11 protein-coding genes are annotated in these 13888 nt (G+C 69.1%); 4 read left to right on the top strand and 7 right to left on the bottom strand.

All coding sequences use genetic code 11. The annotated features are described in order from the left end of the window. Nucleotides 1–63: 63 nt before the first annotated feature. The 3 genes from tgt (at nucleotide 64) to AACH00_RS18560 (ending at nucleotide 4370) form a co-directional block, all read left to right on the top strand. Complete coding sequence (gene tgt / locus AACH00_RS18570) at nucleotides 64–1209, top strand: tRNA guanosine(34) transglycosylase Tgt (RefSeq protein ID WP_341400675.1); 1146 nt, start codon at nucleotides 64–66, stop codon at nucleotides 1207–1209. A 125-nt stretch (nucleotides 1210–1334) separates the two neighbouring features. Then, on the top strand, nucleotides 1335–3749 hold the full coding sequence (locus tag AACH00_RS18565) for a DEAD/DEAH box helicase (RefSeq protein WP_341400674.1): 2415 nt from the start codon (nucleotides 1335–1337) through the stop codon (nucleotides 3747–3749). 27 nt (nucleotides 3750–3776) lie between these two features. Continuing rightward, nucleotides 3777–4370, top strand: coding sequence for a hypothetical protein (locus tag AACH00_RS18560; protein WP_341400673.1), 594 nt, complete (start codon nucleotides 3777–3779; stop codon nucleotides 4368–4370). Nucleotides 4371–4374: 4 nt separating this feature from the next. Here the strand turns inward: AACH00_RS18560 and AACH00_RS18555 are convergent, their stop codons facing one another. From AACH00_RS18555 to AACH00_RS18530, 6 genes are all read right to left on the bottom strand, one after another. Then, on the bottom strand, nucleotides 4375–5517 hold the full coding sequence (locus AACH00_RS18555; RefSeq protein WP_341400672.1) for a hypothetical protein: 1143 nt from the start codon (nucleotides 5515–5517) through the stop codon (nucleotides 4375–4377). Between the two features lie 240 nt (nucleotides 5518–5757). Next, on the bottom strand, nucleotides 5758–7095 hold the full coding sequence (argG, locus tag AACH00_RS18550; RefSeq protein ID WP_341400671.1) for an argininosuccinate synthase: 1338 nt from the start codon (nucleotides 7093–7095) through the stop codon (nucleotides 5758–5760). Between the two features lie 53 nt (nucleotides 7096–7148). Further along, on the bottom strand, nucleotides 7149–9077 hold the full coding sequence (locus tag AACH00_RS18545; protein ID WP_341400670.1) for an MFS transporter: 1929 nt from the start codon (nucleotides 9075–9077) through the stop codon (nucleotides 7149–7151). Nucleotides 9078–9159: 82 nt separating this feature from the next. Beyond that, a complete protein-coding gene (locus tag AACH00_RS18540) occupies nucleotides 9160–10026 on the bottom strand; it encodes a DUF2145 domain-containing protein (RefSeq protein WP_423221964.1) in 867 nt (288 codons plus the stop codon). Beyond that, a complete protein-coding gene (locus AACH00_RS18535; protein ID WP_341400669.1) occupies nucleotides 10023–10433 on the bottom strand; it encodes a hypothetical protein in 411 nt (136 codons plus the stop codon). The genes AACH00_RS18540 and AACH00_RS18535 overlap by 4 nt, the downstream gene beginning before the upstream one ends. 58 nt (nucleotides 10434–10491) lie before the next feature. Beyond that, on the bottom strand, nucleotides 10492–10953 hold the full coding sequence (locus AACH00_RS18530) for a YiaA/YiaB family inner membrane protein (protein WP_341400668.1): 462 nt from the start codon (nucleotides 10951–10953) through the stop codon (nucleotides 10492–10494). 138 nt (nucleotides 10954–11091) lie between these two features. Here AACH00_RS18530 and AACH00_RS18525 point away from each other — a divergent pair, with 138 nt between their 5' ends. Continuing rightward, nucleotides 11092–11835: a helix-turn-helix domain-containing protein gene (locus tag AACH00_RS18525; protein ID WP_341400667.1), complete on the top strand. Its 744-nt coding sequence runs from the start codon at nucleotides 11092–11094 to the stop codon at nucleotides 11833–11835. Nucleotides 11836–11838: 3 nt separating this feature from the next. On the opposite strand, the gene AACH00_RS18520 is transcribed toward AACH00_RS18525, so the two are convergent. After that, nucleotides 11839–13863: a M61 family metallopeptidase gene (locus AACH00_RS18520; protein WP_341400666.1), complete on the bottom strand. Its 2025-nt coding sequence runs from the start codon at nucleotides 13861–13863 to the stop codon at nucleotides 11839–11841. Nucleotides 13864–13888: the final 25 nt, after the last annotated feature.

The raw sequence follows: 13888 nt of genomic DNA, 5'->3' as shown, positions 1-13888 counted from the left end.
CGCCCCTGCCCACCCACCTTTCTGATCCGCCCGCGCCGACCGGCGCTGGGCGACAATCACGCCATGCTCCAGTTTGACCTGCTCAAGACCGACGGCCATGCCCGTCGCGGCCGCCTGACCCTGAACCACGGCGTTGTCGAAACGCCGATCTTCATGCCGGTGGGCACCTACGGCACCGTCAAGGGCGTGCTGCCGCGCTCGCTGCACGACATGGGCGCGCAGATCATCCTGGGCAATACCTTCCACCTGTGGATGCGCCCGGGCCTGGACGTGATGCAGTCCTTCGGCGGCCTGCACGGCTTCGAGCGCTGGAACAAGCCCATCCTGACCGACTCGGGCGGCTTCCAGGTTTGGTCGCTTGGCGAGATGCGCAAGATCAGCGAGGAAGGCGTGCGCTTCGCCTCGCCGGTGAACGGCGACAAGCTGTTCCTGACGCCCGAAGTGAGCATGCAGATCCAGACGGTGCTGAACTCCGACATCGTCATGCAGTTCGACGAGTGCACGCCGTATGAGGTCAAGGGCCACCTCACCACCGAGAAGGAAGCACGCTTCTCGATGGAGCTGAGCCGCCGCTGGGCCAAGCGCTGCATCAACGAATTCGAGCGTCTGGAGAACCCCAACGCGCTGTTCGGCATCGTGCAGGGCGGCATGTTCGAGCACCTGCGCGACGAATCGCTGCAGGCCCTGGTCGAGATGGACCTGCCGGGTTATGCCGTGGGCGGCGTCAGCGTCGGCGAGCCGAAGGAAGAGATGCTGCGCATCATGGCGCACACGCCGCACCGGCTGCCGGCCAACAAGCCACGCTACCTGATGGGCGTGGGCACGCCTGAAGACCTGGTGGAAGGCGTGGCCTGCGGCGTCGACATGTTCGACTGCGTGATGCCCACCCGCAATGCCCGCAACGGCCACCTGTTCACGCGGTTCGGCGACCTGAAGATCCGCAATGCGCGGCACAAGACCGACCACCGCCCGATCGACGAGACCTGCAGCTGCTACGCCTGCGCCGGTGACAGCAACGGCGGCGGCTTCAGCCGGGCCTACCTGCACCACCTGGACCGCTGCGGCGAGATGCTCGGCCCGATGCTGGCCACCATCCACAACCTGCATTACTACCTGAACCTGATGAGCGAAGTGCGCGCCGCACTCGACGCCGGCACCTTCGCCGACTTCCGCCGCCAGTTCGCAGCCGACCGCGCCCGCGGCGTCTGACCCCGCTTTCGCGTTCGCGGCACCCACCGGCAGCGCCGGCCCGGTGCCGCGCCCGGCGTGCCCCTCGCACCTGCTGAAGAACCCGCAGCGCGCGCACGCCCAACCACCACGGAACCACACCGCCCATGGCGACTTCCTCCCGCCGCCGCCCGTCGGCGCAGCCTGCTGCCAACCCGGCCACGCCGGCCGATGACCTGAGCACCACGCCCGCCAGCGATCAGCCAGCTGCCAAGGCCAGCCCGGCGCGCAAGTCGGCCAAGGTGACACCGGCGACACCGGCGGCAAAAGCCACGAAGGCCACGAAGGCCGCCAAGACCGGCGACACCACCAAAGCGGTCAAGCCGGCGAAGGCGGCCGCCGCCACGCCCAAGGTGAGCAAGCCGGCGCGTCCGGCGCGCAAGAAGCCCGCGGCCAAAGTGGCTCCAGAGGCGACCGAGGCTGACGTGGCCGCTGCCGTGGTTGATGTGGCGGTTGGTGCGGCGGTTGATGTGGCGGTTGAAGCGGCGGTTGAGCCGCTGCCTGAGCCAGCCGCCGAGCTCGCCCGCGCGGTGACTGCGGCACCCGAGGCGGCGCCCAAGCCCGCCGCACGCCCACGCCAGCGAGGCCGCAGGGCCGCAACCGCCGAGCAGACCACCGAGGTTGCCGCCGAGCTGCCTGTCGCCACGGTCACGGCCGCGGCAGACGCCGACAACGGCGCACTGGAGGCAGTGGTCGTGGCTGCAGAGCCCACCGCGCGCCAAGGCGCCGATGAGGCCGCTCCCCCGGCGCCCGAAGCGGAAGCCGACGTTGCGCCCGCAGCGCCCCCAGCCCCGCCGGCCCCCGCCCACAGCAGCATCACCCTGGTCGACGGCATCCGCCGGCGTCTGGCCTGGCAGGCGGGCAGCCACTGCCCCGACACCCTGCTGCAGGCCGTGAGCCGCTGGCAGGACGATCGCGGCCAGTTGCGCCTGAACGACGCCGACGGCCTGAGTGAATTGCTGGCCCTGGCCGCGCGCCTCGGCCATCCACTGGAAGTGAGTGATGCCGTGTGGGCGCATGTGGCCGCCCACAGCGATCTGCGCCAGCGCATCGACCACCTGGAAGCGCAGTACCCGCACGGGCTCGACGCCATCGCCCAAGCCTCGGCCGAGGCCCATCACCCGCTGCGCCCCTGCCAGCTGGAAGCGGCCTTCTTCGCGGCCTGCGTCGGTGCCTGCGTGCTGGCCGACGAGCCGGCCCTGCAGATCGAAGCGCCGCTGGCCCTGGCCTGGACCCTGGTGCAGCGCCACTTCGGCGCCGCCGGCCTGACCGTGCTGGCCCCGGCTTCGGCCTGGCCGCAGTGGCAAGCTGCCTTGTCTGCAGCGCAGACCACCCACTTCAGCAATGCTGCTGACGCGACCACCACGCCAGCCCCCATCACCTGGCTCGATGCCGATGATGCCCAAGCCGTGGCCAGCGCCACCGCCACCGATGTGCTGCTGGCCGATGTGCGCGGCAGCAACCGCGGCGTGCCGCAGCACCTGAACACCACCACCTGGCTGTGGGCCGTGGCCGACGCCCATCTGCTCGGCCCGCAGCCGGGCCAGCGTGCCCAGGCCGAAGCGCTGCTGCACACGGTCGACCGCCTGCGCCAGGGCGCCCTGGCCGACTGGCTGGAACACGGCGACATCGACGCGCTGGCGCCGCTGCTGCTGCAGCGCCGCTTTGCCGACGTGGCCGAACAGTGGCCCGGCTGGACCAGCGCCACCGCAGACTGCACCTTGTCGGCGGAACAAGCCGAGACGCACCAGACCGGACTGACGCAGATCGCCGCCCAACTGGCCCGCTGGCAACGCAGCGGCTTCCTCAGCGACACCGAACAACTGGCGCTGCAACGCCAGGTGCTGGGCCTGCTGCACCTGAGCGAAGCGGCCAGCACCGCCGCACTGCCCGGCTTGCTGCGCGCAGCGCTCGACGCCGGCACCACCCGCGTGATCGTCTTCAGCGGTGCTGGCCACAGCCTGCCCGCGCTGGCACAAGCACTGCAGGCGCAAGGGCTGCCGGTGCAGGCACTGCCCAGCGCCAGCTCGCCCCGGCAGGCGGATGCAGCAGCGCGCGCCTTCCGCGATGCGCCCGATGCACAGGTGCTGCTGGTGGCCGACGGCGTGCCGGGCGCCGAGCCGCGCATCGGCCTGAACAACGTGCGTCCGCTGGTGCTGCACCTCGACCGACCGTGGAGCAGCGCGGTGCTGCTGCGCCGCCTGCGTCGCGTGCGGGCAGGCCGTGCCCAGCGTGAAGTGCCGGTGCTGCAGTGCCTGGCCACGGGCTCACTGGCCGCGATGCGCGCCGCGCTCGACCCGCTGGACTTGAGCGCCCTGGACCTGGCCGAGAGCGCCGATCGCACCGCAGCGCCTGCCGAGGTGCTGGGCAGCGTGCCCCGGCTGCTGCGCGGCGAAACGCTGCGTGGCTGGCTGACGGACCTGCTGGCTTGCCTGGACGACGCCCCTGCAGCCGAGGCACCGGAAACCGCAACCGCAACCGCACCCGCACCCGCCAGCATCAACGTCAGCGAACAGGGCTGATGCGGCCAGGGGGATAGGATCGGGCCCATGAACCTGCCGCCCCCCCGGCCACCAACGCCAACACAGCCGCCAACACAGACGCCAACACCGCAGCCCTCCCCGCCAGCCCCCCGCTGGCGGCGCTGGCTAAATGCCCTGTGGCAATGGCCGCTGGCCCTGGTCATCCTGTTCGAGGAATGGGGCTGGGAACCCTTGCAGCGCCTGCTGGCGCGCATCGGCCGCTGGCCGGGCTTCCGCTGGATCGAAAGCTGGGTGCGCAGCCTGCCGCCCTGGGCCGCCCTGGCACTGCTGGTGCTGCCCAGCCTGCTGCTGCTGCCGGTCAAGCTGCTGGCGCTGTGGCTGATCAGCCAGGGCCGCGGCGTGCTGGGCGCGCTGGTCATCGTGGCGGCCAAGCTGGTGGGCACGGCGCTGCTGGCGCGCATCTTTTCGCTCACCCAGCCCGCCCTGATGCAGATGCCCTGGTTCGCGCGCTGGCACGGCCGCTGGACGACCTGGAAAGACGGGCTACTGGCCCGCGTGCGTGCCAGCGCCGTCTGGCAGACGGTGGGCCGAGTGAAGGCGGCGGCGCGTGCCGCGGCCTCCGCCGTGGCACGCGCCGTACGGGCCTTGTTCGGCCGGTGATTCCTCAGTTCACCCAGTACAGGTAGCGCAACGCTGACATCCCCGTGGCCCCGGCGGTGTCGCGCTCCAGGCGTCCGGGCAGCGGCGACAGCGGATGTGCTGCGTCCACCTTGCGGCACATCGTCGTCAACGCAGCCGGCAGGCGGTTCAAGCTGGCGCGGGTGCCCGCAGGCGGCGGCTGCAAGTACAGCTTCGCGATGTCCAGCCCCTGGCCGGCAGGGCACACCGGCGCCAGGCTGCCCAGCAAACCGCCGGCGCCTGCCGTGGTGGGCAGCAGATGCCGGCCATGCCACAGCACACCCACCTGATCCAGCATCACGCGCCAGGTGGTGAAGTCGGCCGCTTCCAGCGGAATCGGGAACACGCTGTTCACCTGCCGCGGGTGGCTGATCCATTCGTTCTGGTCGTCGGTTTCAGCCAGCACCGCGTCGCGCAGACGGCCCGAGGTGGCCAGGCCGCGACCGATCAGGCCGTGGGCCTGGCGCAGCAAGGCCGGCCGGGCCAGCACCAGCTCACGCCGCTGCAGGTCCACATCGAACGCACGAATGTTGATCAACAGGCCTTCGATGAACTGGTGGTACGACAGCGCCCACAGCACATCGCTCTGGTCGAGGTCGATCACGGCGTTCAGGTCGTAGTGGCGCTCGTAATGCCCGGCATCGTCGCTGGGCATGCCGAACTGCGGCTCACCGTGGCGGCGTTTCGGCAGGGCGAAGAAGTGCCGCTCCCAGACGCTGAGTTCACCGTCGCCGTCGAGATCGACCTGCCATTGGCCCGGTGCGATGCGCAAGGAACGGCCCGCGCCCAGTTGCACACGCTCCAGCTGCAAGCGGGTGCGGCGCATCTCAGCTCGCACCTCATCCATCTTGCGTTCAACCTCGGCCACCACGGCCGCTTGATCTTCCGGTTGCAGGTGGTTGATCCGGGCCAGGCCCCGGCGCGCCCAGGTGCTGAGCTGGCGCACCTGGTCCACATCACGGCAGATCGCCCAGGCCAGGCGCTCATCGTCGGTGCGCAGCACATCGGCATTCACCGGCTGGGCGGCGCAGGTGCGGCGGAAGCCGTCGGTGGTGGCCAGGTCGGGCGCAGAGGGCGCAGCGAGAGGAACGGCTGTGGCCGGCAGCGCCAGCACGGCACTCAGCGACATCGCAGCACACAAGGTGGAGCAAAACCGGCGCAACGGGGAACGGGTGAGTTGGTTCAAGGTGTCAACGCGCCATCAGGGCACGCAGTGGTTCAACACGTCGCCACTCTAGGTGAGCGGGCACCGCAGCCCGCCCTTTCACCAATGAAGTATCGCCAGACGATACCGACCCAGCCACCCCATGCGCCACCGGGCCATGAAAAAGGGGCCCCGCAGGGCCCCTTCATCCGGCGTGCGCCGACCTCACTCGGCGTCAGGTGCCGAGATCAGGCCGATGCTGCTTTCAGCGGTGCCCAGCAGGCCGACCTTGCTGTAGATGCCCAGCTTGTCGCGGGTGTCGGCGATGTCGAGGTTGCGCATGGTCAGCTGGCCGATGCGGTCGGCCGGCGTGAAGGCGCCTTCCACCTTTTCCATGCTCAGGCGTTCCGGCTTGTAGGTCAGGTTGTCGCTCTGCGTGTCCATGATGGAGTAGTCGTTGCCACGACGCAGCTCCAGCGTCACTTCGCCGGTCACGGCGCGGGCAATCCAGCGCTGGGCGGACTCACGCAGCATCATGCATTGCGAGTCGAACCAGCGGCCTTGGTACAGCAGGCGGCCCAGCTTGCGGCCGTTCATGCGGTATTGCTCGATGGTGTCTTCGTTGTGGATGCCGGTGACCAGACGCTCGTAGGCGATGTGCAGCAGCGCCATGCCCGGGGCTTCATAGATGCCGCGGCTCTTGGCTTCGATGATGCGGTTCTCGATCTGGTCGCACATGCCCAGGCCGTGGCGGCCACCGATGCGGTTGGCTTCCTCGAACAGGGCCACGGCATTCGGGAAGGACTGGCCGTTCAGGGCCACCGGCACGCCTTCTTCGAAGCGCACCGAGACCGTCTCGGCCTTCACCACCACGTCGTCACGCCAGAAGGCCACGCCCATGATGGGCTTGACGATGTGCATGCCGGCGTTCAGGAACTCCAGGTCCTTGGCCTCGTGGGTGGCGCCCAGCATGTTGGAGTCGGTGCTGTAGGCCTTCTCCACGCTCATCTTGTAGTCGAAGCCGTTGGCGATGAGGTATTCGCTCATTTCCTTGCGGCCACCGAGCTCGTCGATGAAGGTCTGGTCGAGCCACGGCTTGTAGATCTTCAACGCCGGGTTCACCAGCAGACCGTAGCGGTAGAAGCGCTCGATGTCGTTGCCCTTGTAGGTCGAGCCGTCGCCCCAGATGTTGACGCCGTCTTCCTTCATCGCGGCCACGAGCATGGTGCCGGTCACGGCACGGCCCAGCGGTGTGGTGTTGAAGTAGGTGGCGCCGCCGGTGCTGATGTGGAAGGCACCGGACTGGATCGCGGCGATGCCTTCGGCCACCAGCTGCGGGCGGCAGTCGATCAGACGGGCGATGCTGGCGCCGTAGGCCAGGGCCTTGCGCGGGATCTCGTCGTAGTCGGCTTCGTCAGGCTGGCCCAGGTTCGCCGTGTAGGCGCAGGGCACCGCGCCCTTGGCGCGCATCCAGTGCACGGCGGCGCTGGTGTCCAGGCCGCCCGAGAAGGCGATGCCGACGCGGTCGCCAGCGGGGAGGTTCTGCAGAATGGTCGCGGACACGGTGGTGCTCTCGTCGAAAGTGGATGCCGGGGTTGGCAGGGGAATCCCGGATTTTAGGCGAGCTGCGGACGCAGCAGGCCGGCCACCGTGTCCTGCAGCTTTTGCGGGCTCACATCAGCCGGCGCCATGGCCGGTGCAGCCACCAGGCTGACGGGGCTGAACAGGCCGCGGCGGAAGGGCCGGACCATGGCCGTGCCGTTCTCGACACGCGAGAAGAACGAGCCCCACAGATTGACCAGCGCCAGCGGCACCACCGGCACCGCGCGGCGCTCCAGGATCTTCATGATGCCGCCCTTGAAGGGCTGCAGTTCGCCGTCACGGGTGATGCCGCCTTCGGGGAAGATGCACAGCAGATCGCCCTCGGCCAGCACCTGGTCAGCCAGGCGGAAAGCCTCGTCATACGCGGCCGGGTCTTCGGCGCGCGGCGCCACCGGAATCGCCTTGGCCAGGCGGAACATCCAGCCCAGCACCGGGATGCGGAAGATGCGGTGGTCCATCATGAAGCGCACCGGGCGCGGGCTGGCGGCCATCAGCAGCACCGCGTCGATGAAGCTGACGTGGTTGCAGACCAGCACGGCAGCGCCCTCCGACGGGATGTGGGTGTCGCCCACCACGCGGAAGCGGTAGACCAGGTTCGACAGCACCCAGGCCGCGAAGCGCAGCAGGTATTCGGGCACCAGCAGGAAGATCCACAGCGCCACCACTGCGTTGGCCAGCGCCAGCCAGCCGAACACCTGCGGAATGCTCACGCCGTGGCTGAGCAGCGCGCCCACGCCCAGGCTGCTGCCGATCATGAACAGCGCGTTGAGGATGTTGTTGGCCGCGATGATGCGCGCCCGGTGCGAGGCCGGCGAGCGCAGCTGGATCAGCGCATACATCGGCACGCTGAACAGGCCGGCCGACAGCGACAGCAGGAACAGGTCCGCCAGCACGCGCCAGTGCGGCGTCTGCGCCAGAAAGCCGCTCACCGTGTGCCGCACGGCGGGCTCGACCAGGCCGCTGGAGGCCAGCCACAGATCAGCCGCAAACACCGACATGCCGATCGAGCCCAGCGGCACCAGGCCGATTTCCACATGCCGGCGGCTGAAGGTTTCACACAGCAGCGAGCCGGTGGCCACACCCACCGAAAACACCACCAGCAGCAGCGAGGCCACGTGCTCGTCGCCATGCAGCACATCCTTCGCGAACGACGGGAACTGGCCGAGGAAGACCGCGCCGAAGAACCACAGCCACGAGATGCCCAGCAGCGAGCGGAACACCACCAGGTTGCCGTGCGCCAGCTTGAGGTTGCGCCAGGTTTCGGTGAAGGGGTTCCAGTTCACCACCAGCGTGGGTTCGGTGGCGGGGGTGGTGGGAATGAGCTGCGCCGTGATGCGCCCCACCACGGCCAGACCCAGGCAGATCAGCGCCACGGCCTTGGCCCCGGTGAGCCAGCCCATGTCGGGCAGGGCGATGAGCACACCGCCCACCACATTGCCCAGCAGGATGGCCACGAAGGTGCCCATCTCGATCATGCCGTTGCCGCCGGTGATCTCGCGCTCATTCAGGTGCTGCGGCAGGTAGGCGAACTTGACCGGGCCGAACAGCGTGCTGTGCAGGCCGAGCAGGAAGATGCAGCCCAGCAGCACCGGCACGCTGCCCGTGAAGAAGCCGGCCATGCCCACGCACATGATGAAGAGTTCGAGGTCCTTCACCCAGCGGGTCATCAGCTCCTTGCGGTACTTGTCGGCCAGCTGGCCCGAGGTGGCCGAGAACAGCAGGAAGGGCGCGATGAACACCGCGCCGATCACCAGGCCGGCCATCTGCGACGGCAGCCACGACACCGACAGGTGGTAAGTGACCAGCACGGTGAACGCGAACTTGAAGATGTTGTCGTTCATCGCCCCGAGGAACTGGGTCCAGAAGAACGGGGCGAAGCGGCGCTGGCCCATCAGGGCGAACTGGTTCGGATGCGTGTGGCCGTTGGCAGGGGCTTGGCTCATCGGGCTTGTCTTCCTGGGTAGGTGGGCTGGCGGCGCGTTGGTCTGCACTGTAGCCGTTGAACTTGACAGGCCGTGCAGCGGGTCAGCGCACGGTTTGCAGCGGGCCGGACCGGCCGGTGCGGGCCAGCCAGGTGAACACCGAATCGGCGGTGACGGTTTCGATGCGGTCGGTGAAACGCTTGGCGTTCGGGTGGTCATCAAAGGCGACGTTGGCTGCGGTGACGCGGGCACCCAGACGCGTCAGCGGCCCCAGGCGCAGCACGCCGGGCTCGTAGCCCTGGGCCTGCAGCCAGGCCTGGGCCTGCGCACGGCCGGGCGGGCTGACCGCAGCGGCTGCGGGGCCCTCGGCCAGCGCGCCGGCCAGCGTCTCCAGCGCCCACTGGTTGCTTTGCTGGTAACGCTGGCCCCAGGCATAAGACACCATCGAATAACGCGGCGTGTGCCACTGCGCCAGGCGGGCGTTGTCCTGCAGCAGCGGCAGCAGGCGTTGCTGCAGTTCGGGCGTGAGCGGCACGAAGGCCGCCTCGTACCGGAAAGGCTGGTCCATGAAGAACTCGCCCAGCCCCTGGCGCCACACCTGCGCGCGGTCGGTGCCGCACAGGTTGAGCTTGTGCACCACACGCCACACGGGTCGGGCCGCGTCGCTGCGGTCGCGGTAGACCAGGCCGATGTGCGACCAGGTCAGGCCGTAGCGGCTCAGGTCTTGCCCGGCGCGGGCCAGCACCACCACATCGGCGCCGCGCTCGTCGAGCTTCTGCGCGGTGCGCTGCGCCAGCGCCATGCCGCGTTCGATGTCGGCGGTGGCAGGCGGGCGCTGCTCGCACGGCCGGCCCGCATGGGCGGCCGGCACGGTCATCAGCAGCCACACCCCGGTGACCAGCGCCAGCAGCGCTGCCCGAGCCTGGCCACCACGCAGGCCCCTCACCTGCCCGACCGGTCGCGGGCTCATCGGGTGATGGCCTCGTTGTGCAGCAGCGAGGCGCCGATCTCGTTCGGGATGAAACAGATCGCGCGGCCGGCCTCTGACAAGACCCAGCCGGTGCCCAGCGCCACCACCGAGACCATCGCCCCCACACCCGACACCACCGTGCCGGCCAGCGTGATGCTGATGCGCACGCCATCAGACGCCCGCGCCAGCACCCACACCGTGCCTGCGGCCACCGCCTGCACGCTGACCACGGTGAACACCGCGCCGGCCGACAGCACACCCACCGGTGCGGCCACCGACATGACCAGCGGCAGGGTCGAGATGAGGCTCAGATCGGCCGACGGGCCGTGCGCAGCGGCCGGGCCACTGAGGGCCATCAGACCCGCGGTGCTGGCGGCCAGCAGGGAGAGCTTGAACGTATGCAGCATGAAGAGGCTCCTGTCTTGGAAGGACGAGTCAGATGGGGCGGGAAAAGGTCAGGCGGCATCAAACCTGGCGTGAGGCTTCACGGCGGCCAGCCAGATGGGCCGCCATCAGGTCGGCGTCGTAGGCATCACGCAGCGTCTTGGCCAGGGTGAACACGCTGGAGATCAGGAACAGCCAGGCCACCAGCAGGTAGGCCTTCCAGACGGGCTGGATGCTCATGCGCCACAGGCCCCAGCCGGTCAGGCCCATGGCCAGGAAGAAGCCGCTCCACACCACCAGCCGCCACATCGGCGTGTCCACGCTGCGGCCCTGGTTGTCACGGATGAACTTCGACAAGCCGAACGCCGTGCTCAGGCAGAACACATAGCCCATGACCATGAAGGCACGGTCGAGGTCATCACCCGGCAACCAGGCCAGGCCGATGGCGCAAAGGGACACGGCCAGGCCGAACGACACCCAGACCTGGAGGCGCCAGGCGGCGGTGTCACGGCGAACATGGGTGGGGTAGGCATCGGCAGACATGGCAGGCCTTGGGGCTTGGTTGAACATGGCCACGATGTTGCCGAGGCCGGCCGCCAGGAGCACTGCAATTCGGTACCAGTCTATTCAATCAAGACATCTGGTAGCGTATGGAGATACTTTCCGCAGGAAGAGGCCCGCATGTCCAGCACCCAGACGCTCGTCCAGGTCATCAAGTCAGAGCTCAAGTCAGCCGGGCTCACCTACGCCGATCTGGCCCAGGGGCTGAACCTGGCCGAGTCCAGCGTGAAGCGCATGCTGGCCCGGGGCGACATGCCGCTGTCGCGCATCGACGAGATTTGCCGGGTGCTGAAGACCGACTTCGCCGACCTCGCCCGCAAGGTCGCCGATGCCCAGCCGCTGCGCCGCGAACTGACACTGGAGCAGGAGCGCGCGGTGGTGAGCGACCGCAAGCTGCTGCTGATGGCCATCTGCTGCATGAGCCAGTGGACGCTGGAGCAGGTGCTGGGCAGCTACCGGCTGACCGAGGCCGAAGCCATCCGCCACCTGGCTCACCTGGACCGGCTGGGCATCATCGAGCTGCGGCCGATGAACCGCTACCGCCTGATGGTGGCCAAGGCCTTCCGCTGGCGCCCGCACGGCCCGGTGATGACCTTCTTCCGCGACGAAGTGGTGGGCGACTATTACAGCGGCGGCTTCGACGGCGAGGGCGAGATGCTGACGCTGGTGCACGGCCAGATCGGCCGCAGCCTGGCGCAGCTGTTCAATGAACGGCTGCAGCGCGTGGCCCAGGACTTTGCGCAGCAGCACCTGGCCGACCAGAAGTTGCCGGCCGACCAGAAGCGCCCCTACACGCTGGTGATCGGGATGCGCTCGTGGTTGTTCGCCGCGTTCCGGGACTTGAAGCGCCCGGAACACGGCTGAACTTCAGGGCCGGGGCGCGTACAGGCTGCCCAGGCGGTCGGGCGTGCCCGCGATGCGCTCAAGCGCCGGGTAGCGCAGGCCACCGCGCCAGTCGATGCTGACCTGGCGGTACAACTCGCCCTGCTTCACCAGCAAGGCCACCGGCTGCTTGCCGTCCTTGTTGGCGGTGATGGCCGCGGCCAGGCGTTCCGGCTTGTAGCTGGCCATCTGCACCGCGACGATCTGCATGCCCGGGGCCAGGCCCGCCTTGAAGGCCGGGCTGTCCCAGGCCACGGCGTCCAGCTTGCCGTCCGCCGCCACGCGCACACCGAGCGACCACGACAGATCCTGGCTGCGCTCGGCGTCATCACCACCGCCGCCGCTGCCGCGGGCAAACTTGCTTTCGGTCTCGCGCCACACCAGCTTCCAGCCGCTGCGCGCCAGACCGTCCAGCGGCGCGCCGGTGCCGGTGCGGTCCAGGCGCTGGCGCAGGAAGGCCGCCCAGTCGTTCGGTGCCACGGTGTTCAGCGTGGCCACGATGTCATCGAAGCGGTAGGTCAGCGGCTGCACCGCGCCATCAGCGGCGCTGGCATGCGGGGTGCCGAAGAAGGCGCGGGCGAAGTCGTCCATCGACTGGCGCTCGGCGGTCTTTTCGCGGATCAGGGTGTCGGCGTCGAGCCAGATCAGCGTGGCTTCGTCGTAGTAGTCGGCGCCGCGCTGCCAGTCGCCCCAGTCCTTGCCACGACCGCGGGCGCCCATCGTGCCCTCGTTGGTGGTGTCTTGCAGGTTGCGCCAGAGGCGGCCTGCGCGGGCGTCGAGCCAGGCGATGGTGTTGGCCAGGCGGTCACGCGATTGCTCGGGCGTCGACAAGCCCGACCGCGCCGCCAGCACATGGCCCCAGAACTGCGTCTGGCCTTCATACAGCCACAGCAGCGAGTTGCGCATCGGCAGGTTGTACTGGGGCGTCCACAGATCGGCCGGGCGGCGGAATTTGCCGTTCCAGGAATGCACGAACTCATGCGGCAGCAGCTCACGCGAGCCCTGGCGCTTGTCCCAGTCCTTGAAGTAGCCCGGGCGCACGCCGTTTTCGCTGGACTCCTGATGCTCCAGGCCGATGCCGCCGAACTCGCGGCTCTGCGCGAACAGAAAGTCGTACTGGCGGAAGTGCCGTGCGCCAAACAGCTTGTGGGCCTGCGTCACCAGATCGCGGTGCGCCTGCACCTGCTCGGGCGTGGCCTCGAGCTGCTCGGCCTCGTCGGCCACCATGTTCAGCGCGACCGGGTTGGGCGTGCCGGGCTCATCGAGCTCCAGCCGCTTGAAATGGCGGCCGGCGAACACCGGTGAATCGACCAGCGTTTCGAGCGAGGCCGGGGCATAACGCACCCAGCCGTCCGTGCCGGGCTGCGTGGGCTTGCCGTCCAGACCACGCAGGGCCGAGCCCTGCTGCCAGCCGGCTGGCAGCTTGAGGCGGGCCTGCACCTGGATGGCGCTGGCGTAGTGGCCGGCCGGGTAGAGCATCACCTGGTTCCACTGCACGCCGACGATGGCCGGGCTGACGGCCACACGTCCGTTGCTGCGGTTCACCGGGCTGAGGTGCTGGTACTCCAGCTGCAGCTGCTTCACGCCCGCAGGCACGTCGACGTGGAAGGCATGCGCATCCACCGTGTCGCGCTCCCACGCCAGGGTCTTGCCGCCGGCCCGCACGATGAGGCCGGCCAGCTGGTTCACATCGCCCGAGGCCGAATGGGTGCCGGGCAGCCAGCGCGGGTACAGCAGCGTGAGCCGCTCACCCGGGCGCTTGACCGGCACCGTGAGGCGCACCTGCTGGACGCGGTGATCGAGGTCGGACGCATCCACCTCCAGTTGCAGCACGCCGGGCCAGGCCTGGTTGACCGGTGCCGGAATGGCGGGCGGCAGGGGCAGCAGCGTGGGGGCGGTGGGTGCGGCCTGGGCAGGCACCGCTCCAGTCAGGGCGCCGATCAGGGCCACTGCACACGGAGCTGCCAGCCCACGCCTCCAGAAGACCTTGTGGGTCACGGAACGTGGCATCGCGAAACTTCCCGGGGACGTTGAA

The organism is Ideonella margarita (genome assembly GCF_038066635.1).
Classification (GTDB): Bacteria; Pseudomonadota; Gammaproteobacteria; order Burkholderiales; family Burkholderiaceae_C; genus Ideonella; species Ideonella margarita.
This window is presented reverse-complemented; position numbering and strand designations above follow the sequence as displayed.